The sequence below is a fragment of the Aeromonas sp. QDB18 genome (genome assembly GCF_027705325.1).
Taxonomy (GTDB): Bacteria; Pseudomonadota; Gammaproteobacteria; order Enterobacterales; family Aeromonadaceae; genus Aeromonas; species Aeromonas caviae.
Map to the genome: position 1 here is coordinate 1 of NZ_JAPDBQ010000056.1, position 24,261 is coordinate 24,261.

Annotated in this window: 23 protein-coding genes and 1 pseudogene; 8 read left to right on the forward strand and 16 right to left on the reverse strand. The window is 64.9% G+C overall.

Features of this window, described 5'->3' with window-relative positions; genetic code table 11:
• Nucleotides 1-40: 40 nt before the first annotated feature.
• Nucleotides 41-796 (reverse strand): alpha-amylase family glycosyl hydrolase, encoded by a 756-nt coding sequence (locus OKC30_RS21525; RefSeq protein ID WP_420359766.1) that lies wholly within the window; start codon nucleotides 794-796, stop codon nucleotides 41-43.
• Nucleotides 723-1,718, reverse strand: coding sequence for a PKD domain-containing protein (locus tag OKC30_RS21530; RefSeq protein WP_442865833.1), 996 nt, complete (start codon nucleotides 1,716-1,718; stop codon nucleotides 723-725). The genes OKC30_RS21525 and OKC30_RS21530 overlap by 74 nt, the downstream gene beginning before the upstream one ends.
• A 365-nt stretch (nucleotides 1,719-2,083) precedes the next feature.
• Here OKC30_RS21530 and OKC30_RS10455 point away from each other — a divergent pair, with 365 nt between their 5' ends.
• Together OKC30_RS10455 and xseA are read left to right on the forward strand one after the other, a co-directional pair.
• A complete protein-coding gene (locus OKC30_RS10455; RefSeq protein ID WP_052815263.1) occupies nucleotides 2,084-2,983 on the forward strand; it encodes a DMT family transporter in 900 nt (299 codons plus the stop codon).
• 108 nt (nucleotides 2,984-3,091) lie between these two features.
• Entirely contained in the window at nucleotides 3,092-4,453 is a 1,362-nt protein-coding gene (xseA, locus tag OKC30_RS10460; protein ID WP_052815262.1) for an exodeoxyribonuclease VII large subunit, read from the forward strand.
• A 60-nt stretch (nucleotides 4,454-4,513) separates the two neighbouring features.
• Here xseA and hutW read toward each other — a convergent pair.
• The 12 genes and pseudogenes from hutW to pspA all read right to left on the reverse strand — a co-directional run bounded on the left by hutW (nucleotide 4,514) and on the right by pspA (nucleotide 15,691).
• Nucleotides 4,514-5,889 (reverse strand): annotated as a pseudogene (gene hutW, locus OKC30_RS10465) (heme anaerobic degradation radical SAM methyltransferase ChuW/HutW).
• Between the two features lie 281 nt (nucleotides 5,890-6,170).
• Complete coding sequence (locus OKC30_RS10470; protein ID WP_160838160.1) at nucleotides 6,171-6,659, reverse strand: OmpA family protein; 489 nt, start codon at nucleotides 6,657-6,659, stop codon at nucleotides 6,171-6,173.
• Nucleotides 6,660-6,692: 33 nt separating this feature from the next.
• The gene (locus tag OKC30_RS10475) at nucleotides 6,693-7,922 is read right to left on the reverse strand and encodes a diguanylate cyclase domain-containing protein (RefSeq protein WP_270666467.1); all 1,230 of its coding nucleotides are present in this window, start codon (nucleotides 7,920-7,922) and stop codon (nucleotides 6,693-6,695) included.
• On the reverse strand, nucleotides 7,919-8,467 hold the full coding sequence (locus OKC30_RS10480; protein WP_052815260.1) for a YfiR family protein: 549 nt from the start codon (nucleotides 8,465-8,467) through the stop codon (nucleotides 7,919-7,921). The genes OKC30_RS10475 and OKC30_RS10480 overlap by 4 nt, the downstream gene beginning before the upstream one ends.
• Before the next feature lie 189 nt (nucleotides 8,468-8,656).
• On the reverse strand, nucleotides 8,657-10,204 hold the full coding sequence (tyrR, locus tag OKC30_RS10485; RefSeq protein WP_052815259.1) for a transcriptional regulator TyrR: 1,548 nt from the start codon (nucleotides 10,202-10,204) through the stop codon (nucleotides 8,657-8,659).
• A 142-nt stretch (nucleotides 10,205-10,346) separates the two neighbouring features.
• Nucleotides 10,347-10,685 carry a 4a-hydroxytetrahydrobiopterin dehydratase gene (locus OKC30_RS10490; protein ID WP_010674539.1) on the reverse strand — a complete coding sequence of 113 codons (339 nt, stop codon included), beginning with the start codon at nucleotides 10,683-10,685 and terminating at the stop codon, nucleotides 10,347-10,349.
• 41 nt (nucleotides 10,686-10,726) lie between these two features.
• Nucleotides 10,727-11,521: a phenylalanine 4-monooxygenase gene (gene phhA, locus OKC30_RS10495; RefSeq protein WP_041215282.1), complete on the reverse strand. Its 795-nt coding sequence runs from the start codon at nucleotides 11,519-11,521 to the stop codon at nucleotides 10,727-10,729.
• A 166-nt stretch (nucleotides 11,522-11,687) separates the two neighbouring features.
• Nucleotides 11,688-12,731 (reverse strand): YcjF family protein, encoded by a 1,044-nt coding sequence (locus tag OKC30_RS10500; protein ID WP_052815258.1) that lies wholly within the window; start codon nucleotides 12,729-12,731, stop codon nucleotides 11,688-11,690.
• A gap of 49 nt (nucleotides 12,732-12,780) precedes the next feature.
• Nucleotides 12,781-14,187 carry a YcjX family protein gene (locus tag OKC30_RS10505; RefSeq protein WP_053288493.1) on the reverse strand — a complete coding sequence of 469 codons (1,407 nt, stop codon included), beginning with the start codon at nucleotides 14,185-14,187 and terminating at the stop codon, nucleotides 12,781-12,783.
• 72 nt (nucleotides 14,188-14,259) lie between these two features.
• Nucleotides 14,260-14,664 (reverse strand): envelope stress response membrane protein PspC, encoded by a 405-nt coding sequence (gene pspC / locus OKC30_RS10510; protein ID WP_160838164.1) that lies wholly within the window; start codon nucleotides 14,662-14,664, stop codon nucleotides 14,260-14,262.
• A gap of 106 nt (nucleotides 14,665-14,770) precedes the next feature.
• Nucleotides 14,771-15,007, reverse strand: coding sequence for an envelope stress response membrane protein PspB (gene pspB, locus OKC30_RS10515; protein ID WP_052815255.1), 237 nt, complete (start codon nucleotides 15,005-15,007; stop codon nucleotides 14,771-14,773).
• Nucleotides 15,008-15,019: 12 nt separating this feature from the next.
• Nucleotides 15,020-15,691 carry a phage shock protein PspA gene (gene pspA / locus OKC30_RS10520; RefSeq protein ID WP_053288494.1) on the reverse strand — a complete coding sequence of 224 codons (672 nt, stop codon included), beginning with the start codon at nucleotides 15,689-15,691 and terminating at the stop codon, nucleotides 15,020-15,022.
• Between the two features lie 196 nt (nucleotides 15,692-15,887).
• On the opposite strand from pspA, the gene pspF reads away from it, so the two are divergent.
• The 6 genes from pspF to OKC30_RS10550 all read left to right on the forward strand — a co-directional run bounded on the left by pspF (nucleotide 15,888) and on the right by OKC30_RS10550 (nucleotide 22,616).
• Nucleotides 15,888-16,934 carry a phage shock protein operon transcriptional activator gene (pspF, locus tag OKC30_RS10525; RefSeq protein ID WP_160838166.1) on the forward strand — a complete coding sequence of 349 codons (1,047 nt, stop codon included), beginning with the start codon at nucleotides 15,888-15,890 and terminating at the stop codon, nucleotides 16,932-16,934.
• Between the two features lie 136 nt (nucleotides 16,935-17,070).
• Nucleotides 17,071-18,666, forward strand: coding sequence for an ABC transporter substrate-binding protein SapA (gene sapA, locus OKC30_RS10530; RefSeq protein WP_160838170.1), 1,596 nt, complete (start codon nucleotides 17,071-17,073; stop codon nucleotides 18,664-18,666).
• A 61-nt stretch (nucleotides 18,667-18,727) separates the two neighbouring features.
• Complete coding sequence (locus OKC30_RS10535; protein ID WP_010674531.1) at nucleotides 18,728-19,687, forward strand: ABC transporter permease; 960 nt, start codon at nucleotides 18,728-18,730, stop codon at nucleotides 19,685-19,687.
• Between the two features lie 89 nt (nucleotides 19,688-19,776).
• A complete protein-coding gene (locus OKC30_RS10540) occupies nucleotides 19,777-20,670 on the forward strand; it encodes an ABC transporter permease subunit (protein WP_010674530.1) in 894 nt (297 codons plus the stop codon).
• A 79-nt stretch (nucleotides 20,671-20,749) separates the two neighbouring features.
• Nucleotides 20,750-21,748: a peptide ABC transporter ATP-binding protein gene (locus tag OKC30_RS10545; protein ID WP_010674529.1), complete on the forward strand. Its 999-nt coding sequence runs from the start codon at nucleotides 20,750-20,752 to the stop codon at nucleotides 21,746-21,748.
• An 82-nt stretch (nucleotides 21,749-21,830) separates the two neighbouring features.
• Nucleotides 21,831-22,616, forward strand: a complete 786-nt coding sequence (locus tag OKC30_RS10550; RefSeq protein WP_160838168.1) for a peptide ABC transporter ATP-binding protein — start codon at nucleotides 21,831-21,833, stop codon at nucleotides 22,614-22,616.
• 137 nt (nucleotides 22,617-22,753) lie between these two features.
• Here the strand turns inward: OKC30_RS10550 and miaE are convergent, their stop codons facing one another.
• Nucleotides 22,754-23,512 (reverse strand): tRNA isopentenyl-2-thiomethyl-A-37 hydroxylase MiaE, encoded by a 759-nt coding sequence (gene miaE / locus OKC30_RS10555; protein ID WP_042016277.1) that lies wholly within the window; start codon nucleotides 23,510-23,512, stop codon nucleotides 22,754-22,756.
• A 93-nt stretch (nucleotides 23,513-23,605) separates the two neighbouring features.
• A complete protein-coding gene (locus OKC30_RS10560; RefSeq protein WP_270663859.1) occupies nucleotides 23,606-24,220 on the reverse strand; it encodes a substrate-binding domain-containing protein in 615 nt (204 codons plus the stop codon).
• Between the last annotated feature and the right edge of the window lie 41 nt (nucleotides 24,221-24,261).

Genomic DNA, 24,261 nt, shown 5'->3' on the forward strand with positions numbered 1-24,261 from the left:
AACCAGCGGGGCTGACGCCCCGGCGAAATTCCCCTCCCACCTACGTCGGAGGGAGTCCCCTTTCGCATTTAAGATGGTAGCCGTGGTAGTCGAGGCCGGAGCGGTTCTCCACCGGCGGCGTCACCCAGATGGCGGTGAAGCCGAGATCCTTGATGTAGTCGAGCTTGGCGATCAAACCCTTGAAGTCGCCACGCCACTGGGGATCCCCCGCCTTGTAGCGATCCCGGTTATGGTAGTTGTTGCCGGCATCGCCGTCATAGAAGCGGGCCGTCAGCAGGAAGTAGATGCTCTCGGCGCGAAAATCGCCGCTCGCCACCCCCTGCTCGCCGATACGGTACTCGAAGCGCTGCTCCCGCTGGTTGCCGCTCTCGTCCACCGCGAGGGTGCGGATCACCAGGTCCGTGCCGCTCCCCTTGTCGTTCGCCACCAGGGGCTGGCCTGCATAACAGGCCGACGCCGTGGTGGGCTGGCTGCCGTCCGTGGTGAAATGCACGGCGGGGGCGGCGTCCTGATCGTCGCTCACTCCCAGGGTGATGGACTGGCTGTCCACATAACTCCCCGGCGCCGGGGTAGCGGTCACCGTGGGGGCCTGCACATCTGCCCCCGCCAGGGTCTCGAGTTCAACGACCTTACGCTGGCTGTCAAAGCAGATGCGATAGCGGGTGTTGGCGCTGACCAGGTAATCCTGGGCAGGATAGGCCTCGGTCCAGTCCCCCTTGTGGTCAATCTTGAAGCGGGGGTTGCTGCTGCCAAACGCCTGCTCGGTGCAGAAGGTGGTGCCATCCTCGGTTGTCATGGGGGGTGAGACCCCAGTTATTGGGGGTACCGCGGAAGTACCAGCTGTCGCCGCTCTGTCCGGCGGCCACCACCACGCTCACGCTGCTGCTGCCCTTGGCCCCCTGATCGTCGGTGACCGTGAGGCCATAGGTGAAGGTGCCCGTCTGTGCCGTGTTGACGACCATGCTCTCCGTGGTCTCGCCGCTGCTCCACAGATAGCTCGCTATCTGACCGTCGGGATCCGTGGAGTCACTGCCGCTCAGGGTGAGCGCCGCACCCTGGGCCACGTTCACCGTGCCCCCCGGGGTGATGACCGCAAGCGGCGGCTGGTTGTCATCCCCAAGCGGCACGATGCTGTAGGCCAGGGTCTGGTCATTGACCTGGATGCGCACCGTGCCGGTGCCGTTCCAGAAGATGTCGCCGTCGCCGTTGCTGTCCCCGAAGTTGATGGCCCAGTCGCCGGCCTGATCAAACTTCAGGCGCTGGCTCGCCTTGCCATCCATGTAGGCCTCGGCCTGCCACAGGTGATCCCCTATCAGGGTCATGGGGAGGCTGGCCCAGCCGTTGAAGGTGCCGCGCACATTGAGCTGCGGCAGAGTGCTTGCAAACCCCGAGGCCTCGCAACTGGCGACCGCCGTCGTGCTCACCGCCTGGGTCGTGGCGTTGATGCGGATCTGGTACGCCGTGTTGGCATTGACCCCGTAGTCGGCCGCCGGGTAGCTCTGCTGCCAGTTGCCGTACCTGTCTATATTGAAGCGCGGCCCGCCACTGGCGTCGCCGCTCACGAAGCGCTGGCAGGTTTCAAAATTGACGCCGTCGGTCGACGCCATGGCGGTCGCCGCCCATCCATTTGCGGTGCCCCGGAAGAACCACTCCGCCGCCATCCCGGGCGGCGTGATCATGGTCCCCAACATTCCGGCCACGAGTATCCATCTAGCCATTGATAGTCCTTTGTTTTTCATTGTGTTGTGTGTGATGCCGGTGTGCCCCGGCATTCCCCCATCCGCGACGTCCCGCCTTCAGATGAGCCCGACCAGTCTAGAAGTCGCCGTGGTCGATTCGTGGCCATAAGGTGCGAAATGTGACCGCCATAGACCAGGAAATAAGCTGTATGTGATTGATAGCGCTTTCATTTCTGGGCATGGGGTCGAACTTCCCAGGATAGAGAGGCGCTCCCCGTGACGGCCGTATCGGGGGGTAGGATCAGCGCTCTGCACGGCGCCGTTGCCATTGGGGGCTCTTGCCGCCATGATGCAGGGCCGCCCTTGCCATCCCGGGCACCGGGCGGCTCATTCAAGGAGAGACGATGAGACCATCGGATTATGGGAGGCTGCTGGCGCTGGCCGCCATCTGGGGCGCCAGCTTCCTGTTCATGCGCATCGCGGCGCCGGCGTTCGGCTCCATCAACACCACCTTCCTGCGGGTCTTCTTCGCCCTCGTCGGGCTCGCCGCCATGCTCCTGCTGCTGCGCACCCCCATGCAGTTTCACGGCAAGCTGAAAGCCATCATGGTGCTCGGCATCATCAACTCCGGCGTGCCCTTCCTGATGTACGCCGTGGCGGCCCTCTGGCTGCCCGCCGGCTACTCGGCCATCCTCAACGCCACCACGCCGCTGATGGGGGCCCTCATTGGCTTCTCCTTCTTTCACGAGGAGCTGACCTTGCGCAAGTGGGCCGGGGTCATGCTGGGGCTGGTGGGCATCGGGCTCATCACCACCACGGGGGAGGTCGACCTGAGCGGTCAGCTCGCCATCGGGGTGCTGGCCTGCCTCATCGCCACCGCCTGCTACGGCTGCGCTGGCTTCCTGACGAGGCGCTGGATCACCGAGCGGGGCGGACTGGACGCGAAGCTGGTGGCCTTCGGCAGCCAGATCGGGGCCGTCCTCTTCCTGCTCCCCTTCTTCGGCTACAGTCTGACGAGCGGGCCCGCCGTCGACTGGGCCCAGCCTGGGGTCTGGGCCAGCGTGCTGGCGGTCGGGCTCCTCTGCACCGCCTTCGCCTATCTGCTCTATTTCAGGCTGATCGCCGACATCGGGCCCCTGCGCTCCCTCACGGTCACCTTCCTCATCCCGCCGTTCGGCATCCTCTGGGGCTATCTGGTGCTTGGCGAAACCCTCACCGGCGGCTTCGTGCTCGGCGGCGCCGTGGTCTGCCTCGCGGTCTGGCTGGTGACCAGCCACGCCAAGCCGGCCAGGGCGCAGGAGTAGGGCAAAGCCTCATCTGTCGGGCCCCATGGCTCGGCAGATGGGCACAACTGGGGTAAGATGGCCCCCATCGTTTCTCCCGCCCCGGCGGACACCACAGCAGGGCCAGCCTTGAATCAGCTCAACCAATCCAGCCAGAACAAGCAGCAGATCTTTACCGTCACCCGCCTCAACAGCGCCGTGCGCATGATCCTGGAGCAGGATCTGGGGCTGGTGTGGCTGACCGGGGAGCTCTCCAATCTCGCGATGCCAAGCTCGGGCCACTGGTACTTCTCCTTGAAGGACATGTCGGCCCAGGTGCGCTGCGCCATGTTCAAGGGCAACAACCGCCGGGTGCCGTTCCGCCCCCAGGACGGCATGCAGGTGCTGGTGCAGGCCCGGGTCTCCCTCTATGAGCCCCGGGGCGACTATCAGCTCATCATCGAGTCGATGCAACCCGCCGGGGACGGCATGCTGGCCCTGCGCTTCGAGGAGCTCAAGCGCCGCCTCGGGGCCGAGGGGCTGTTCGACGAGGGGGCCAAGCGCCCCCTGCCCCGCGAGCCCCGCGCCGTGGGTCTGGTCACCTCGGCCACCGGCGCCGCCCTGCACGACATGCTGACCGTCTTGCGCCGCCGCGCCCCGGACTTGCCCGTCTTCATCTACCCGACCCTGGTGCAGGGCAGCGCCGCCACCGCCCAGATCGTCTCGGCGATCATGCTTGCCAACCGGCGCGCCGAGGTGGATGTGCTCATCGTCGGGCGCGGCGGCGGGTCACTGGAGGATCTCTGGTGCTTCAACGAGGAGGCGGTGGCCCGTGCCATCCACGGCTCCGCCATCCCCGTGGTGAGCGCCGTGGGTCACGAGGTTGACGTCACCATCAGCGACTTTGCCGCTGACTTGCGCGCCCCCACCCCCTCCGCCGCCGCCGAGCTGGTGGCGCCGGACAGGAGTGCCCGCGCCCAGCGCCTCGTGCACCTGCGCCAGCGGCTCACCCAGGCCATGAACCGCCACCAGACCGCCGCCCGCCACGGCTTCGCCCTGCTGCAAAAGCGGCTCGACCACCAGGATCCCAAGCGCCGGCTGGAGCAGCAGTCCCAGCGCCTCGACGAGCTGTCCGCCCGCCTGCAGCAACTGCTGGCAAGCCGCCTGCATCAGGGGGAGCGACGCCTGGCCAATCTTGAGCTGCGCCTGCAGGCCAAAAGCCCCGAGAAGCTGCTGGCCGCCGGCAAGCGCCGCCACCAGCTCGCGGAGGAGCGGCTCCATGCCCTGATTGCCCGGCGCCAGGATGTGGCCGGACACCGCCTCGCCATGCTGAGCGCACGCCTCGACGGGGTCAGCCCGCTGGCCACCCTGGGACGCGGCTACGCCATCGTACGCACCCCGACCGGCGAGGTGATCAGCCGCGCCGCTCAGGTGAACGTCGGCCAGCCCCTGGTCACCACCCTGGCCGAGGGCCAGCTGCGGGTGCGCGTGGAAGAGGTGCACAACCCCTAACCCAGCGGGGGCACTCATGGCGCCCCCGCTGCACTGCACTTCACCTCCCTCTCCCACCCTCTACACCAAGGTGGGGTGTACCGCCGCCCGGTTGCCGGATGACCCGGCGCCCCCCTGCTCCCCCGCCAGCGGGTTGCGTTGCACGTATTCAAACAGCCCGGCCTGCAGATTGACGTTCCAGAAGCGTCCCGCCAGGGTGAGCTCAAGGCGCTCCTGACCGAGCTCGGCCAGTCCGTGCGCCTGCCAGCGCTCGAACAGCGGCAGCAAATGGGCCCGCAGCGGCGCAGGCAGGCACGTCAGATCCAGCCAGCCCGCGTCCAGGCCTCCCCGCAGCAGACCGTCGATGCGCACATCGGGGGTCTGCCCCATCACCATGCCTGGGGGGCGTCGCCCTTCGGCCAGCGCCTCGTGCCAGGCGGCCAGATCCCGCCCCTGCATCAGGCCGTGGCCGTGAATGTTGCCCCCCGCCCCCGCCCCGAAGGGAAGGATCTCGGCGCCGCACTTCGCCATCTGGTTGTAACGGCTGCGCTCGGCGGGGGTGCGCCGCCAGTGGCTGCAGGAGAGGCGCTGCCAGCCTCCCGCCTCCAGCGTTTGGGCGCCCTGGGCATACATGGCAGCCCGCTGCGGGCCATCGGCGGCCCAGCCCAATGTCCCCTTCTCCCCGGCGCGGGCCAGGTTGGTGCCCGCCATGGCGATGAGCTGGTAGAGATCCACCCCGTGCACGCCGCTCGCCATCACGTCCGCAACGTCCTGGCGCCACACGAAGTCGTCCTGGCCGGGCAGACCGAAGATGAGATCCGCCGCGATGACGGCCTCGTCGTGGCGGGTCAACGCCCCTAGCCGGGCCAACAGGGTCTCCCTGTCGTCGAAGCGGGCCGCCTGCTGGCGCACGCGAGTATCAAAGCTCTGCACCCCGAACGAGAAGCGGTTGAAGCCCCCCGCCAGCGCGGTCTCCCACTTGGCGTCATCGAAACCGTTGAGGCGCCCCTCCAGGGTCAGCTCCACATCCGAAGTCAGGGGGAAGCGACCAATGGCATTGGCCAGCAGAGCCAGATCGCCCGCCGCCATGTCGGTGGGCGTGCCCCCGCCCACATAGACGGCGGAGAAGGACTGGCTCTGCACCAAGGGGGTCTTGGCCGCCCTGGTCAGCTGCTCGCAGAGGGCCGCCATATAGCGGCTCATGCGCGCCGGATTGGCGCCATTTTCGAAGAAGTTGCAGAAGCTGCAGCGCTTGCGGCAAACGGGACGTGGATGTAGAGCGCCCGCGCCTCGGCCTGGCTCGGTTGCTGCCACCAAGCCTGCCAGCCCGCCTCGTCGAGCATCAGGGGCCCGGCACCGCCGCGGCTGGCGTGGGCTGAGGTCTTGGCGGTGAAGGCGAATGCGAGGGGATCCGGGGTCGCAAGACCCGTCATGGTCGGGGTAAACAGGGGGGTCATCACTGTGGCTACCATCTGCAAATAATGCAAATGATAACCAATATCAACAAAGCCACCCTTGTGCTGGATCAAGTTCTGGACCTGGGTGCTCAGCCAGGATTCTCAGGAGCGGAGGAGGTTCAACGCCGTCGAAGCGGGTGCGGAAACAGCGGGATGAATAGAAGAAAGGGAAGGACAATGCTGGAGGAGGAAGAGAGCCACTCCCCGGCAGGAGAGTGGTATCACACACGCAGTCGGACATCAGAGACAGCCTCGTCATGCCGACGCAGGGACAAAATGGCTCAGCCGTTGTCGATGACGATGGCGACCCGGCGATTCTCCGCTCGTCCGGCGGCGGTGCCGTTGTCGGCGATGGGCGCCGCTTCACCCCGGCCGCGGATGTCCAGGTACGCAGGTGGCATGCCCACCGACATCAGGACATCGGCCACGGAGCGGGCCCGTTTGAGCGAGAGCTGCTCGTTGTAGCTCGCCTCCCCGTTGGAGTCGGTGTGGCCGTCCACCCTGGCCCGGTTCAGACCGACGCCGATGAGGGTCTTGCCAAGACGCTCCACCACCAGGCGGGTCTGGGGAGTGAGGGCCCCGACATTGTTGGCAAACAGCACCTTGTTGGAGATATCCAGGGTCCAGCCCTCATCGGTCAGCTGAAATCCCTGCTCCCTGAGGGTGGCGATCTGCTCCGCCGTGAGCCCCTGGGGCGCACTCTGACACCCGGCCAGCACTCCCAGCAGCAGCGCAACAAGCCCGATTTTTAGCGCCTTCAAAATGATCATTGTTATGGTCCTTTCACTATGTCCGGTTCAACTTCACGTGGTTCTCCTGTGTGCTTCTTCCTCCTTACGTTGTCGTTTGGCTTGATACATGGCGTCGTCGGCGAACTGCAACAGGGCCTCCGCCGTCTCCCCCTGCTCGGGGTAGAGGGCGGCGCCGATGCTGATGCCCACCCCGAGGTGGTGGCCGTCGCTCAATACCACAGGGGTGCTCATCCCCTGCTGGATCCGCGTCATCACCTCGTGCACCTCGTGCTCGTCCCGGATCGGGGCGAGCAGGATGACAAACTCGTCGCCCCCGAGGCGGCACACCAGATCCAGCGGTCTGAGCTGGTGCTGCACCCGCCGCGCCAGAGCGATCAACACCTCGTCGCCTACCCCGTGGCCCAGGGTGTCGTTGATCTGCTTGAAGCGATCACAGTCGAGGTAGAGCAGGGCGAAGCGCTCCTGATCCCCCTGGATGGCCTGCCCCAGCCGCGCCTCGAACAGAGCCCGGTTGGGCAGGCCGGTGAGGGCGTCGTGGGTGGCCCGGTGCAGCAGGCTGGCATTTTCCCGCTTCTGGTGGGCCTGCCAGGCCTCCAGCTCGTCGAGCAGGGTGTTGAAGTCCTCCCCGAGCGCGTGCAGCTCGGCGATGTTGGCCGCCGGCACCCGCTGCTTGAGGGCGCGCTGGCGACTGACACTGTAGGCGACCTCGGCCAGGGCCTTGAGGGGCGTCGTGATGGAGCGCTGCATGCGGCGCGCCACGTGGAGAGCCCCGAGGATGCTGAGCAACAGGCACACCAGGGTCGCCAGCAGGGTCTGCAGCAGGAAGTGCAGCAGATATTGTCCGTGCCCCACCAGGTGCACCCGGGCTATCTCCCGGCTCTCCCGCACCATGGCCACTTCCACCGGCCCCGGCAGGATCAGGCGGGCCAGGTGCTGCTCCAGGGTAGTCCAGGGGGTGGTGATGGCACGGCGCCAGCTTGCCAGCACCTGGCCATCGGGCAGCACTATGCTGGCGCTCGCGATATCCTCCCGGGAGGTGATGGTCTCCAGGGCATCTTTCGCCGCCTCCTCGTCATCGAACACCACGGCGGCCTCTGAGGTGTAGCTGATGGCGCGGGCCACCAGCTCGAGGTTGTGATCCGCATAGAGGCGCAGCGCCAGCAGCGCCGTGATGGTCAGGAACAGGCCCGCCATGCAGACGGCGGTCAGGGAGATCATCATGTGGGTGCGGCCCAGGCTCTGTCGCAGGGTGAGCCTGGGGCTTGCGGGTGCAGTCGTCATCGTGCGCCCTCGTCAGCCTTGGCGAGCTTCAGCACGGCCGGGTGCACCCGCACGCCGCTGCGGGCGAGCGCATCCAGGTTGACCCGAAAGCGGACCCGATCCGTGTCCGGCTGAAGGCAGAAGACAGCGTCGGCGATGCACTCCCTGCTCTGTTCGCTGATGCTGAGGATGGCGTGCCCCTGCAGTCGCTCGAACAGGGGGAGACGCCGCTCCGGGGCCAGCACCCCCAGATAGATCACATCGCAGCGCTGGATCAGTGCCTCGTCGTCGAGCCCGTAGCGATGCACGTCCACCGGGCGCCCGTTGGCCTGCCGCTCGATGGCAAAGAGGGCGCCGGCATATTCCGTCGGCGCCGCAATGCAGAGCCGAAGCTTTGCAGGCTCCTTGGGCCAGCGGGTGTAGCTGAGGATGTCGAGCACGGTCTGGCGCACCAGCTCGCTGCGAAGCTCGGCCGAGGTCGCCGCCACGGCCGCATTGGCCAGCACCAGCGTGCAGCCCAGTGGCAACAGCCACACAAAAATCCGGATGAAAGACAACAACTGCATGATGTCCGCACTTATGTTTACGTCGACAATGGGGTGGGCCGACGCCCATGAAGGGATTGCCTGAAGGGAGTCGTACCGAGCTTATCAGCCCGAGGGGGTTGCCCCATCCGCCCGCACGCAGGGTGCGTCACGGGGTGTCGCAGTGCCGCCCGGGGTGCGCGTCAGCGCACGCCACGGGCAGCTCAGCCGCTACTTCTTGCCAATCCCGTACTCGCGCAGCTTGTTGGCGATGGCGGTATGGGAGACGCCGAGCCGCTTGGCCAGCTGGCGGGTGGAGGGGAAGGCCGGATAGAGGCGCTCCAGCAGGCGGCTCTCGAAGCGCTTCACCGCCTCGTCGAGCCCCCCTTCGAACCACTCGTCGATGAGGGGCATGGCATCGGCCGCCACCGGCAGATCCACGTGCTCGGGGCCGAGCTCGTCCCCTTCCAGCAGGGTCATGGCCCGGTAGAGGCAGTTGCGCAGCTGGCGCACGTTGCCCGGCCAGCGGTAGGCGGTGAGGTACTCGGCCATGTTGCGGGTAAAGCGCGGCTTGGGACGTTGCAACTCGCTGGCGAAGCGGGCGACGAACTGCTGGGCCAGTGCCATGATGTCCGCCTTGCGCTCGCGCAGCGGCGGCAGCGCCAGGCTGAGCACGTTGAGGCGGTAGTAGAGGTCTTCCCGGAACTTGCCCTCGTGCACCAGATCCAGCAACTGCTTCTGGGTGGTGCAGATGAAGCGCACGTTGACCCTCACCTCCTGCTCGTCACCGACCCGGCGAAAGACCCCGTCCTGCAGTACCCGCAGGAACTTGGTCTGCAGATGAGGGGACATGTCGCCGATCTCGTCCAGCATCAGGGTGCCGCCGCTCGCCAGCTCCAGCACCCCGCGCTTGCCCTCGGTGTTGTTGCCAAAGGCGCCGGGGGCATAGCCGAACAACTCGCTCTCCGCCACGTTGTCCGGCATGGCGGCGCAGTTGAGGGCCATGAAGGGGTGGCTGGAGCGCAGACTGGCGCCGTGGCAGGCGCGGGCCAGCAGCTCCTTGCCGGTGCCGGTCTCGCCGACGATGAGCAGCGGCGCATCCTGCATCGCGAGCTTCGCCGCCTGGGCCAGCACCTCCTTCATCTTCTGGCTCTCGGCCTGCAGGTGTTCAAAGCCCCCCACTTCCACCGCGTGCAGGGCGCTGAAGTGCATGCCGACCCGGCGGGCGGACTTGAGCACCACCACGGCGCCGGCCAGAGCCTGCCTGCCCTTCTCCTCGGCCACAAACAGCGGCATCAGATCGCCGAGGTACTCCTCGCCGCCGAGGCTGAGCTTGCAGGTCTGGGGCTTGATCTCCCCCGACTCCAGCCAGCGGCCAAACGAGAAGCCCTTGACCAGGGAGGCGATCGCCACGCCGCGCACCTCGTCCGGTGGCAACGCCAGGGTGGTGAGGGCGGCCTGGTTGGCCTGGGTCACCCGCCCCTTGCTGTCGAGGGAGAAGACCAGGTCCGGCAGCGCCTTGAGCAGGGCCTCTATCTCGTGGTGCTCCCGCTCGGAGGGCATGTAGGGGATGGTCTTGACGTCATAGACGCCGGGAATGCGGCGAATTTCCGGCATCAGATGCTGAAAGTCACGGAACTCCAGCTCGGGAAAATTGAGATAGATGATGCCTGAGGTATCGATTTCGATGCCGCGCAGATCGATGTTGTGCTCCACCAGTCGGTCGAGCAATTCCCGGGTCAGGCCCAGACGGTCTTCACAGCTGACTTCAAGACGCATTCGGCACACACTTCCTAGCTAACATTCTGAATAACGGGATAATACAGACTCGATCCCGCCAGTGCGAGCGCTCCCCCACAAAAATGCGGGCCTGCCCCGCTTTCACCGGGCAGGCCCTGTCTACGTTGGCGCCAGACGGCGGTTACTTCATCAGACCGTCGGTGCGGGCTGCCATGATGAAATCGTTGCGATGCAAGCCGCCTATCTTGTGGGTCCACCAGCTCACGGTCACCTTGCCCCATTCAAGCAAGATCGCCGGATGATGGAACTCCGCCTCCGCCAGTTCTCCGAGGCGGTTGGTGAACGCCAGCCCCTCCTTGAAGTTGCGAAACACAAATTCACGACGCAGTTGCAGCTCGCCGTTGACCACCAGGGGCTGCCAGTCGGGGATAAGGTGCATCAGCTCCCCCAGCTCCTGATCGCTCACCCTGGGGGCATCGGCGCGGCACGCCTCGCATCGTTGACTCGCCAGTTCAGTCATTCGGGACTCCTTTCATGAAACATCGTGGGAATGAATACGGGTCAGCTCGCCTGCTTGCCGGCAACGGGGGCAAAGCGGGGTGGACGCAGGCCAAGACGACGGGCCTCGGCCACGGCCGCCATGATCCCCTGCCCCTCCAGACCATAGAGGGTATCGAGACGAGGCAGCACGAAATAGGTCGGCTGCATGATGTCGATGCGATAGGGGGTACGCAGGATCTCCAGCAGATCGAAGGGTTGCAGCTCGGGCTTGCCCGAGAGGGCATAAGCGGTCTCGCCGATGGAGGAGAGAATGCCGCCGCCGTAGATGCGCAGCCCCTCCTCCCCCTGCAGGAGACCGAACTCCACCGTGAACCAGTAGAGCCGCGCCAGATAGACCCGCTCCTCCTTGCTCGCATGGAGTCCGAGCCGACCATACAGGTGGGTGAAGTGGGCAAAGGCCGGGTTGGTCAGCATGGCGCAGTGGCCGAAGATCTCGTGGAAGATGTCGGGCTCTTGCAGGTAGTCGAGCTCGTCCCGGCGGCGAATGAAGGTGGCGACGGGAAAACGGCGATCAGCGAGCAGCGCGAAGAAGTGATCAAAGGAGATGAGGGCTGGCACCGCTGCCACCGACCAGCCGGTGGCGGGCATCAGGGCGGCGTTGATCTCGCCCAGCTGGGGGATGCGGTCCAGAGGCAGGTCGAGGCGTGCCAACCCGGCCTGGTATTCGTCGCAGGCCTTGCCATCGAGCGCCGCAAGCTGGCGTGCAATCAGGATCCGCCAAGTGCCGTGCTCCTCGTCCGTGTAGTGGATCCGGCCCTGCCCATCCGGTTGGCGGGCCGTGTAGAGACTTGCCATGAATGCTCCCATCCTTCGGGTGCCAGCCGCCATCCGGGCGGTCACTGGCCGTTGAGTCATGGGATCACTGTAACGGTTTGCCCTTCAAAAAAGCAGCCGACCCCGGGGTCGGCTGCTTTTGACAATTGTAAATAATTTGTGACATCCATGTCGGGTGCCAGCCACCTCACGACTTGTTGAGATAACCCGCCAACTGGCCGATCAGCCGCTTGCGCAGCTCGCCCACTTTCGGCTTCTCGTCGGCACACCAGGGGAGCGGACGACAGGCTTCCATGGTACGCATCCCGAGGCGCGCGGTGAGCAACCCGGCCCCGACCCCTTGGGCGGCGCGGGCGGAGAGCTTGGCGGTCAGCTCGGCGCCCAGCAGATCCATCCCTACCTCGGTCACCAGCTCGGTGGCCCCCGCATAGAGCATGTTGCGAAACACCTGACGAATGAGGCGGATGCGGCTCCAGTAGCCGAGCTCGATGGCATAGACATCGGCGATGTCCTCGATCATCCGCAGGTTGCGCCAGAGCATCAGCATCATGTCGACGGTGGCGAGCGGACTCAGGGCCACCAGCACGGCGGCCTCCCCCGACCATTTCGCGACGCGGGCCTGGGCCAACTTGTCCCGCTCGGTGAGCACCAGCTGGCTGTAGAGGGTCAGCACTTCCCGATCGCTGTGGCTCTCGTCAAGCTGGGATAACCAGGTGCGATACCCTTCCCGCCCCTTGTCACCGCTCTTCTCGGCGAGGGCCTCGCAGAAGGCCTGCCCCTGACCGCCCCCCTGATGGGCCAGCAGATCCTCGGCTCTTGAGCGCACATCCTGGCGCCGCTTCAAGGTGCGCAGCCGCAGCCATTCGCGCCCCGCCACCGCGGCGGTGCCCACCGCCACCAGGCCAGAGGCGAGCAGCCAGGCGCCGCCCCAGAAGGGGGAGGCGGCAAACTGATCCACCAGAAAAGCGCCAAACTGGCCAAGCGACAGCAGCCCCACCCCGCCCAGCCCCCAGGCCAGCAGACGATGACGGCGCCGAGGCCTGACGTGAAGCGCGGGTTCCACCTCGGTGAGCTCGTCCAGCGCGTCCAGAGGCTCGAAGCTCTCCTCTTCCAACCGCCGGGCCGGGGCGGGTGGCTTCGCTTCGCTTGCCATCGAAGGCGCGGGCTCCAGCGTCACCTTGCCTTGCAGAGGAGCGGCGTCATCGGTGCGCCATCTTGTCTGATCGTTCATCGCATTCTCTCCTGTGGGCGCCCCTCGAGCACAGCGGGCCACCCACCCGTTATTCGAGGTGATCCCCGAGCAGGAATTCCAGCGCCGCATCGAGCCGGATATGGGGGAGCGCCTGATGAGCGCTCATGGGCAGCGGGCGAAAGGCCTGAAAATCAAACCCTTGAGTTTTCCACCACTGCGCAGGCGGGATCTGGGCAGGCACCTCCCCCGGGAAGAGCAGCAAGGGCTCGCCCGAGAGGGTAGTGCCACGAATGGCGGGAAATTCCCGTCCGTCTGCCACCCCCTTGCCCACCTCGGTGGCCTTGATGGCGGCCAGCGCCAGGCATTCGGTCTCTATCCCCTCGAAGCGGGCCTGACCCCGGCCACGGCTCACCAGATGCTGCAGGAGCGACACCAGAGGCCCGTGCTGCTCCGGCGTGACGTGATCGGCCTTGCTCGCCACAAACAGCAGCTTGTCGATGCGCGGGGCGAACAGACGGCGCCACCAGTTGCTCTTGCCGTAGGCGAAGCTTTCCATGATGCGGGCGATGGCCTGCTGCATGTCACCAAAGCTCGCGGCACCGGCATTGAGGGGCGCCAGGCAGTCCACCAGCACGATCTGGCGATCAAAGCCTGCAAAGTGCTGCTCATAGAAGCCCTGTACCAGATGCTGCTTGTACTGCTCGAAGCGCTGCTTGAAGGTGGCGTAGAGAGTGCCGTCTTCGGGGGAGTGCGTGGGCATCTCCCACACCCAGGGCACGAATTGCAACAGCGGCGCACCGGCATACTCGCCGGGCAACACGAAACGCCCGGGCTGGATGAGGTGAAGCCCGAGATCCTGCTTGCAGGCGTGCAGATAATCGGTGTAGCGGGCGGCCAGTTCGCTGGCGGCCCGCTCCTCGAAGGCTTGATCTGCCTGCCAGAGCGGCGTCAACCAGCCTGCCGCCAGGGCTTGCAGCTCGGGGCGGCACAGTTGCTCCCGCACCTGCTCGCTCCACTGCTCGTAGTTCAGATCCAGCAGCGGCAAATCCAGCAGCCACTCCCCGGGATAATCCACCAGATCCACATAGAGGGTGGAGATCTCCCCCAGGTGCCGACGCAGCGGATGGCGGGTGCGATAACGGATCTCGAGGCGTACCTCGGCCACCCCCCGGGTCGGCGCGGGCCAGGCGGGCGGATCGCCAAACAGGGCATCGAGGCCCCGTTCATAGGGAAAGGTGGGAATGTGGGCGTTTTGCTGGGGCACCCGGCGAGCACCGAGGATGCGTCCCTGGCGCTGGGCGTCCCAGAGTGGCAGACGACCGTCGATGGCCGCGTGCTCCAGTTGATTGACCAGCGCCGTGATAAACGCTGTCTTGCCACTGCGAGAGAGGCCGGTGACCGCCAGCCGGATGTGGCGATCCCGGGCCCGGTTCACCGCGTCAGCGGCCTTGTGCTGGAGCACAGACCAGGAGTGTTCAAGTTTGTTGCGTATCAAGGCGGGTCTTCTTCTCCTTGTGATCACATCAGAGAGACGGCCGCGAGGCAGTATCCTCGCGGCCCGGCACGATTAGAGCTTGCTGAACTCCCGTTGCAGGGTGAACTCCTTGGAGGTCACCAGCTTCTCGATGCGCTGCACCCTGGGCTCCAGTGCATCCAGCTCCTGGCCGATGCGGGCAAGGGCCTGATGAGGTGTGACGCCTGCCTGCCAGCTGCGCGCCTTCATCCGCACCTCTGAGAACTCGGCATCTTCCTGGGAGTAGAGGGTGACCGGCTTCTTGTCGAGCAAGAACCAGGCGGCAATATAGGCGGTGAAGGTGATGAAACCGGCGAAGATGAGACCACTGATGGCCAGCAGCCGCACGATCCAGGTCTCCACCCCGAAGTACTCTGCCAGACCGGCACAGACCCCGGCAATCTTGCCCCGCTGGGGATTCCGGTACAGGTTGCGCCCTTCACGACTGACAGTGTTCATACCTTGTGCCTCCAACCGGGGACTTCCGCATCCAGAATCGACGCCAATACGGTTCCGGCCCGCTCCGGCTTTTTGCCACAGTCATGACATCTCTCATTGAAAACCGTCATACCTTGTTTCTCCAACCAGGAACCTCGGCATCCAGAATCGACTCCAGGGCGCCGACCCGTTCCTGCATCTTCTCGGCACGCACCAGCAAGCCCTGCAGCTGTTCACGCTCACCATCGGCAAGGCCGGCGCCAATGCGTCCCTTGGCGCGGTAATGCAGCACCAGCCAGATGGGGGCCACCACCACCATGAAGACCACCATGGGAACCATCAATACACCCAGCAGATTTTCCATCTGTTACTCTCCCTATTTCTGTGCCGGATTGTGCTGGCCCAGCTTTTGGCGCATGGCTTCCAGCTCGCGGCTGATCTGGTCGTCCGCTTCCAGCTCGGCAAACTGCTGGGCGAGCGCCTTGTCGGACAGCCCCAGATCGGCGCGGGCTTCCATCTCGTCGATGCGGCGCTCCATGCGCTCGAACTTGCTCACCACGGCCTGACTGTCGCCACGGGCCACCTGGCTTTGCACGTTGAGGCGGCTGCTGGCGGCTTCGCTGCGAATGGCCATCGCCTTCTGGCGGGCACGGGCGTCTTCCAGCTTGGCTTCCAGCTGGCGGATCTCCTCCCCCAGCTTCTCGATGCCGCTGTCCACCGCCTGCTGTTCACGAGATAGGGCGTCGGCAAGCTCCGCCTGCTTGCTCTTCTCGATGAGGGCGGCACGAGCCAGATCTTCGCGCCCCTTGGTCAGGGCCAGCTCGGCCTTGCCCTGCCACTCGGCGACCCGCTCCTGATGGCGGCTCACCTGACGGCCGATCTCTTTTTGATTCGCGAGGAAGCGGGCCAGATTGGAGCGCTCCTTCACCAGTTCATCTTCCATTTCCTGGATGATCAGACGCACCATCTTCTGGGGATCTTCCGCCTTGTCGAGCAGGGCCGTCAGATTGGAATTGATGATGTCGGCCAGGCGAGAAAAAATGCTCATGATTGTACTCCTGTGATAGGCATCGGGTTGTGTCTCCATTGACAATGGCAACTTGTGTGCCAATCTGGAACAACATTTAACTTGTTGATTTATATGGGCACTCAGAATGCAGTTCAAGTCCCGGGGAAACAAGTGATGATTAAAATAACCAACTTTTGGTAAGATTAACCAGATTTTTCAACTCACAGGGGCAGGGATGACCACGGCCACGGAAAGTCTGTTGGGTGAATCCAACGCATTTCTAGAAATCATCGAGCAGGCATCGCGCCTCGCGCCGCTGCGCAAGCCCGTGCTGATCATCGGCGAGCGGGGGACCGGCAAGGAGCTCATCGCCCACCGCCTACATTATCTCTCGGATCGCTGGGATCAAAGCTTTGTCACCATCAACTGCGCCACCTTGAGCGAGAGCCTGCTGGAAACCGAACTGTTCGGCCACGAGGCGGGCTCTTTCACTGGCGCCGCCAAGCGTCATCAGGGGCGCTTCGAGCGGGCCGACGGCGGCACCCTGTTCCTCGACGAGCTAGCCACCACCAGCGCCCGGGTGCAGGAAAAACTGCTGCGGGTCATCGAGTACGGGGAGTTCGAGCGGGTGGGCGGTGCCAAGCCCCTCAAGGTGGATGTACGGCTGGTGTGCGCCACCAACGAGGATCTGCCTGCACTGGCAGAGAAAGGACGGTTTCGTCACGACCTGCTGGACCGGCTTGCCTTCGACGTCATCACCCTGCCCCCCCTGCGGGAGCGGCGCGAGGACATCCTAATGCTGGCGGAGCACTTCGCCCACGGCATGACCCGGGAGCTGGGGTATCCGCTCTTTGCCGGCTTCTCGCGCAAGGCGACCCAGCTGCTGCAAGATTACCCCTGGCCGGGCAACGTGCGGGAGCTCAAGAACGTGGTGGAGCGCAGTCTCTATCGCCAGGGCAACCCCCAGTTGCCGCTGGCGGATCTGGTGCTCAATCCCTTTGACTCCCCCTGGCGCCCCCGTGCCCGAGGTGACGCCGCCCCTTCCTCCGACGCGCCGACCTCGGCAGAGACGGCCCCGACCCCGACCCTGCCGCTGGATCTCAAAGGGGCGGTGGCGGAGTACGAGATTAATTTACTCAAGCAAGCGATGCAGCAATCCCAGTATAATCAGCGCAAAGCAGCCCAGTTGCTGGTCCTGAGCTATCACCAGTTCCGGGGGATGCTGCGCAAATATCAATTGCTGGACGGGGATGACAACAGTGGCAACCAGGAGGCGGGCTGATGCCTGGCACCGGGTCTGTGCGCGCGGATAACGCGGCGCACGTCACCCCCGACGGGAGCGCCTGCCCTGTCGCCCCCCGCAACGCGCCCGCCCCCTGGCGGGCAACTTTGTCTGAAAACATGGTTCCAACATGAGAATGCTCACCCCCCTGCTGCTTGGTCTCCTGGTTCTGGTCAGCGGCTGTCAGAAACGCGATGAAGCCTCCAAAACCGGGCTCATCTATTGTGCCGAAGGGGCACCCCGAACCTTCAACCCGCAGCTTGCCAATTCGGATGCGACCCTGGATGCCAGTGCCCGTCCCATCTACGATCGCCTGCTCGAGGTCAATGCCAACACCCTCGGCATCGAAGGGGGGCTCGCCACCCGCTGGCAAAGCAGCGAGGACGGCCTCTCCTATACCCTAACCCTGCGCAAGGGAGTGACCTTCCACCGTACCCCCTGGTTCAGCCCGACCCGTCACTTCAATGCCGACGACGTCCTGTTCACCTGGCAGCGTCTGCTGGACGAACACCACCCCTTCCACGCCGTCTCCGGCGGCGAGTACCCCTATTTTTACAGCCTGGGGCTCGGCAACCTCATCAAGCGGGTCTACAAGAAGGGGCCCTATGAGGTGGTGTTCGAGCTGAACCGCCCCGATGCCTCCTTCCTCGCCACCCTGGCCAGCGACTACGCCATCGTGCTCTCCGCCGAGTACGGGGAGCAGATGCTAAAGGCCGGCACCCCGGCGCTGCTGGACAGCCGCCCCATCGGCACCGGCCCCTTCAGCTTCAAGGAGTATCGCCACAACGAGTTCGTGCGCTACCTGCGTCACCCCGGCTACTGGGGCGGCGAGGCCAGAATGGAGCAGCTCATCTACGACATCACGCCCAAATCCTCCAAGCGCCTTGCCAAGCTGCTGACCGGCGAGTGCGACGTGATGAGCACTCCCTCTGCCAGCCAGCTGTCGGTGATCGACAAAGACTCCCACCTGGATCTGTCGGTGCAGTCGGGGATGAACGTCGCCTTCCTCGCCCTCAATACCCGCAAGGCCCCGTTCAACAAGGTGCAGGTGCGCCAGGCCCTCGCCAGCGCCATCAATGTGCAGAATCTGCTGCAGGCGGTCTATTTCGAGACCGGCCAGAGCGCTGCCAGCCTGCTGCCGCCCCTCTCCTGGGGTTACAACCCCTCCCTGCCCCAGCGCAAGCCGGATCTCAAGCTCGCTCGCCAGTTGCTCAAGGACGCGGGCTACCCCAACGGCTTCGAGATGCAGGTGCTGGTGCAACCCGGCGCCCGTCCCTACAACCCGGACGGCCTCAAGACGGCGCAACTGATGCGCAGCGATTTCGCCAAGATAGGGGTGAGCCTCAAGATAGTGCAGCAGGCCTGGCCGGTCATCGAGACCCGGCTCGCCCATGGACAATATGACAGCCTGCTCTCGGGCTGGATCGCCGACAACGCGGATCCGGACAACTTCTTCCGCCAGTTGCTGAGCTGCGCCGCCGTCGAGCGGGGCAACAACTACAGCCGCTGGTGCAGCCCCGCCTTCGATCAACTGCTGGACGATGCGGTGACCACCCCGCAGCTCGCCTTCCGCCTGCGCAACTATTACTATGCCCAGTCCCTGCTCAACGAGCAGTTGCCGCTCATTCCCCTGGCCCATGCCCTGAGAACCCAGGTGAGTCGCAGCGACATTCAGGGGCTGACCCTGATACCCTTTGGTGGCACCACCTTCAACCAGGCCCATCGGGAGTGACCATGACAGATAACCACTCCATCGTCGGGCCATCGGCGCACCGTCCCCAGGAGGCATAAGCATGTTTTTCTATATCCTGCGCCGCATCACCCTGCTGGTGATCACCCTCCTGGTGCTGACTCTGGGGGCCTACCTCCTGGAGTTTCGCCTCATCACCCAGGTGCTGGATTTCTGGCACGGCTATCCTGACTTCCTCCAGCGCATCGCCGCCGGGGATTTCGGGCTCTCCAGCGTCTCCGGCCAACCGGTCCTCGACGAGATCCGTCACTACTTCCCGGCGACCCTGACCCTCTGCCTCGCCGCCTTCGCCATCTCGCTGCTGGTGGGCATCCCTCTGGGCACCCTCGCGGCCCTCTATCAGGGGCGCAGCCCGGACCTCTCCATCATGGCCGCCGGCCTCGTCGGCTATGCCATCCCGGTCTTCTGGCTGGGGCTGCTGATGGTGATGTTCTTCTCCCTGGATCTTGGCTGGCTCCCCTCCTCCGGCCAGATCAGCCTGCTCTACGACGTGCCCTCCATCACCGGGATCGCCATCGTCGATGTGTTGATGAGCCAGGAGCCCTGGCGGGAGGCGGCCCTGCACGATGCCCTGCGCCATCTGGTACTGCCTTCCCTGGTGCTGGCCGTGGTGCCCACCACCGAGGTGATCCGCCACGTGCGCAGCTCCCTCATCGACGTGATGAAACAGAACTACATCAAGGCTGCCGCCAGCCGCGGACTTTCCCGCCGCCAGATCGTCTGGCGTCACGGGCTCAAGAACGCCCTGCCCCCGGTGTTGCCGCTGCTGGGGCTGCAACTTGGCAGTGTGCTCACCTCCGCCATGATCACCGAGGTGGTGTTCGACTGGCCCGGCATCGGCCGCTGGCTGGTGAGCAGTATCGCGCTGCAGGACTATGCCGCCATCCGCGGCGCCTTCCTGGTGGTGGCGAGCTTCGTCATCTTCATCAGCGTCAGCACCGATCTGCTGACCACCATCATGTATCCGGCACGGCGTAAAGAACTCTATGCAAGACAAGATTGATTGCGGTCTGTGGATGAGCCACGGCGGCCCATGGGCCACCGGCGCACAGGCGTGCCCATTCCCTTGCGACCAGCACGGGAGCCTGCATCATGCACGATAAATCGAACATCTATCCGGAGCTCAAGATCCTCTCCCCCCTGGAGCAGACCTGGGCCTCTTACCGACGCAACCCGCTGGCCATGGCGGGGCTCTGGTGCTTCGGGCTGCTGCTGCTGGTGACCCTCATCGGCCCCCTGGTGATCCCCTACGGCATCGACGATCAGCACAGCAACCACCTGCTGCTCGCCCCCTCCTGGGCCAACAGCGGCAACATCGATTACTTCCTGGGGACCGACGATCTGGGGCGCGACATCCTCTCCCGTCTGGTGGCCGGGGCCAGGCTCACCTTCGGCAACGCCCTGCTGGTGGTGCTCATCGCGCTGGTCATCGGCTCGGCCATCGGCATCCTCGGCGGCATGAGCAAAGGGGTGAAGTCGAGCGTGCTCCATCACCTGCTCGATACCCTGCTCTCCATCCCGTCCCTGCTGCTGGCCATCATCGTCGTGGCCATCCTGGGGCCGGGTCTGTTCAACACCCTGATCGCCATCACACTCGCGTTGATACCGCCTTTCATCCGGGCGACCTACAACGCGGTCCACGCCGAGATGCAGAAGGAGTACATCATCGCAAGCCGCCTCGACGGCTCTCCGCCCCAGCGGATCATGCGTCTGGCCATCTTGCCGAACATCGTCGAGACCCTGGTGACCCAGACCACCCGCACCCTCTCCGCCGCCATCCTGGACATCTCTGCGGTAGGCTTCCTCGGTCTCGGGGCCCAGTCTCCCCAGCCGGAGTGGGGTGCCATGCTGGCCGATTCGAGCGATCTTATCTATCTGGCCCCCTGGACGGTGACCCTGCCCGGGATGGCCATCCTGTTCAGCGTGCTGGTGACCAACCTGGTGGGCGAAGGCATTCGCGAAGCACTCAAAGAGGGGAACGACTGATGTTGCCAGCCTTGTTATCTATCCCCGCCCCCGGACGCCCTGAGCGACCCGGCTGCGCCCTGAACGGGAGACATTGCTGATGCCCCTGCTCGATATACGCAACCTCACCATCGAAATCGACACCCCCCAGGGCAAGGTCAAGGCGGTGGACAGAGTCAGCCTGACCCTGAACGAGGGGGAGATCCGCGGGCTGGTGGGGGAATCCGGCTCGGGCAAGAGCCTGGTGGCCAAGGTGATCGTTGGCATCCAGAAGGACAACTGGACGGTGCGCGCCGACCGGATGCGCTTCAACGACATGGACCTGCTGACCATGGCGCCCAAGGAACGGCGCCGCATCATGGGGCGGGAGATAGCGATGATCTTCCAGGATCCCATCAGCTGCCTCGACCCCTCGGAGGAGATAGGCACCCAGCTCGAAGAGGCCATCCCCACCAGTGCCTTCACCGGCAAGTTCTGGCAGCGCTTCCAGTGGCGCAAGAAGCGGGCCATCGCCCTGCTGCACCGGGTCGGGGTCAAGGATCACCGCAAGGTCATGCGGGCCTATCCCCACGAGCTGTCAGACGGCATGTGCCAGAAGGTGATGATCGCCATGGCCATCGCCAACCAGCCGCGCCTGCTGGTGGCGGACGAGCCCACCAGCGCCATGGAGTCCACCACCCACTCCCAGATCCTGCGGTTGCTGGACAAGATGAACAAGCTGGGCAATACCACCATCCTCATCATCAGCAACGACATCGCCGCCATCGCGAACCTGACCGACACCCTCAACATCATGTATTGCGGCCAGATGGTGGAAGTGGGGACCCGGGACCAGATCCTGGAATCCCCTCACCACCCCTATACGGATGCCCTGCTCAAGTCCATCCCGGACTTTGACAAGCTGGTGCGCCACAAGTCCCGGCTCGAGACCCTGCCTGGGGTGATACCGCCGCTGCAGCATCTGCCCATCGGCTGCCGCCTCGGCCCACGCTGCCCCTACGCCCAGAAGCAGTGCGTGCAGACACCGCTGATGAGCAAGGTCAAGGGGCATCAGTTCAGTTGCCACTTCCCGCTCAACATGGAAGAACCGAAGAAATGAACCGGCACCAGACCCTGATCCGGGGCACCTGCCCGCCCCGTCAGCCCCTCTATCCGGCGAGCGCACCCAAGGAGACCACGTCGTGACCGAACCTTCCCTGCTGCAGGTCAGGGGCCTGTGCAAGACCTACCAGAACCGCACCAGCCTGTTCAGGCGCCGCGCGGTGGAGGCGATAAAGCCCCTCTCGTTCGATCTCGAGGTGGGCCAGACCCTGGCCATCGTCGGGGAGGCGGGCTCGGGCAAGAGCACCCTGGCCCGCATTCTGGCGGGCATGATTGAACCGAGTGGCGGGGAGATCGCCATCGAGGGGCAACCCATGGTCCACGGCGATTACCAGACCCGCTGCAAGCTGCTGCGGATGATCTTCCAGGACCCCAACACCTCCCTTAACCGGAAAATCCGGGTCGGCCAGATCCTGGAGACCCCCCTTCGCCTCAACACAGCCCTGAGCGAGGAGGAGCGCCGGGAGAAGGTGATCCAGACCCTGCGCATGGTGGGCATGCTGCCCGACCACGCCCTCTTCTATCCCCAGATGCTCTCCGCCGGCCAGCAGCAGCGGGTGGGGCTGGCACGGGCGCTCATCCTCAATCCCAAGATAGTGGTGGCGGACGAGGCGCTCTCGACCCTGGATATTTCGGTACGCTCCCAGATCATCAACCTGCTGCTGGAGATGCAGGAGACCATGGGGCTGAGCTATGTGCTGGTGGCCAACGATCTGGGGATCGTCAGCCACATCAGCGACGAGGTGCTGGTGATGCACGAAGGCCGTGTGGTGGAGCACGGCAAGACCTTGCGGGTCTTCGCCGACCCCCAGCACGATGTCACCCGCCGCCTCATTCAGAACTACAACAACGAATACCGCCGCTGATCCCGCGGCGCGTTTCCCCTTGCGCCAGACATAAAAAAACCCGGCCTGATGTCTCATCAGTCGCCGGGGATTGCGCTCAAAAAGTGATTGCGTCGCTCGTAGTAGGAACAGGGGAATGGTAGGCAGCCCCCGTCACCTCAACAACTGTCAGATCTGACAGGCAGTCCGCTATGGAACCGGAATTGCGGATCCGGCGAACAGATGAGCTCGGCCTCCAGGCGACCGAAGAAGGCCACTCGCTCGCTGATGTCTTCGTCTGCGAACGTCTGTGCCAGGGCCAGGTAGTCCTGATAGTGACGCGCCTCCGAGCGCAGCAGGGAGACATAGAAGCGGCCCAGCTCCTCGTCCAGATGAGGGGCCAACCTGGCAAAACGCTCGCAGGATCGCGCTTCGATATAGGCACCGATGATCATCTTGTCCACCACGGCGGCCGGCTCGTAGGTGCGCACATGGGTCAGCAGGCTGCGGGCATAGCGGGAGGCGGTGACGGGACCATAGGGGATGCCCCGTGCGGCCATGATCTCCAGCACCTGCTCGAAGTGGTGCAACTCCTCCTGGATGAGGCGCACCATGGGGAACAGCAGGGGATTGCGCTCCAGCTCGGCAAACACGCTCCTGTCTGATTCGCCCATGGTGCGCTTGCCGAGGATCTCCGCCTTCTCCGGCAAGGCATCGAGCTCCCGGTAGAAGGTCAGCTTGGGCAGCAGGTGACGCTTCTCCTTGGGCAGGCAGTAGCGGCGCACCAGGCTGTGGGCGGTGAGTGCCGCCTTGTTCTCGCAGTTGGCGTGATCGATAAGCAGGGTCGGCAACTGGGCGGGATCCCGCGCCATTTCCACCCACTCATCCGGGGTCTCGCAATGCAGGAACTGGCGAACGGGGGCTAACAGGTCATCCATCTGAACTCTCATCTGTTGATACGACACGCGGCGCCTGGCGCCGGGGGGCCTATGCTAACGGATCCCGCCCGGCCTGCCCACCGCCATCATGGCTCAGCCCGTCAGACGCCTGAGGGAGTCGCGGCGGATCAGGGTGCCGCTGAAGGCGGGCAGTGCGTCCCGGCTCCCCTCCTCCACCATGGTGGTCAGGCGGTTGATGGTCTCCTGGATCATCCCGTTCACCGGCATCTTGACGCTCGACAGCGCGGGAATGACGTAAGGGGCCAGGGGGATGTCGTCAAACCCCACCACCGAGACCTCGTCAGGCACCATCACACCGGCTTCGTGCAGCCGTTTGATGGCCCCGATCGCCATGTCATCGTTGCTGGCCACCAGGGCGCTGAAGCGAGCGCCTCGCGCCAGCAAGGTCGAGACGGCGGCCGCGCCACAGGCGGGGGTCCATTTGCCGGGGGCGATCAAGGTCTCCTGCACCGGGATGCCGTGCCGGATCAGCGCCTGCCGGTAGCCGGCCAGGCGCTCGGCGCCGGTGGGGGAATCCGCAGAGCCTGCGATGAAGGCGATCTCCCTGTGCCCCATGGCCACCAGCTTGTCCACCACCGCCTCCGCCGCCGCCTGCTGATCCGCATAGACGCAGTGGGCCGGATGGCGGCTCAGACGCCGGTTGAGCACCATGTTGACATCCTCCCCCACCTTAGCGCTTCGCGTCACAGGAGGGGGATTCCCATTACTGGGTGATAGCTGCTCGCGCA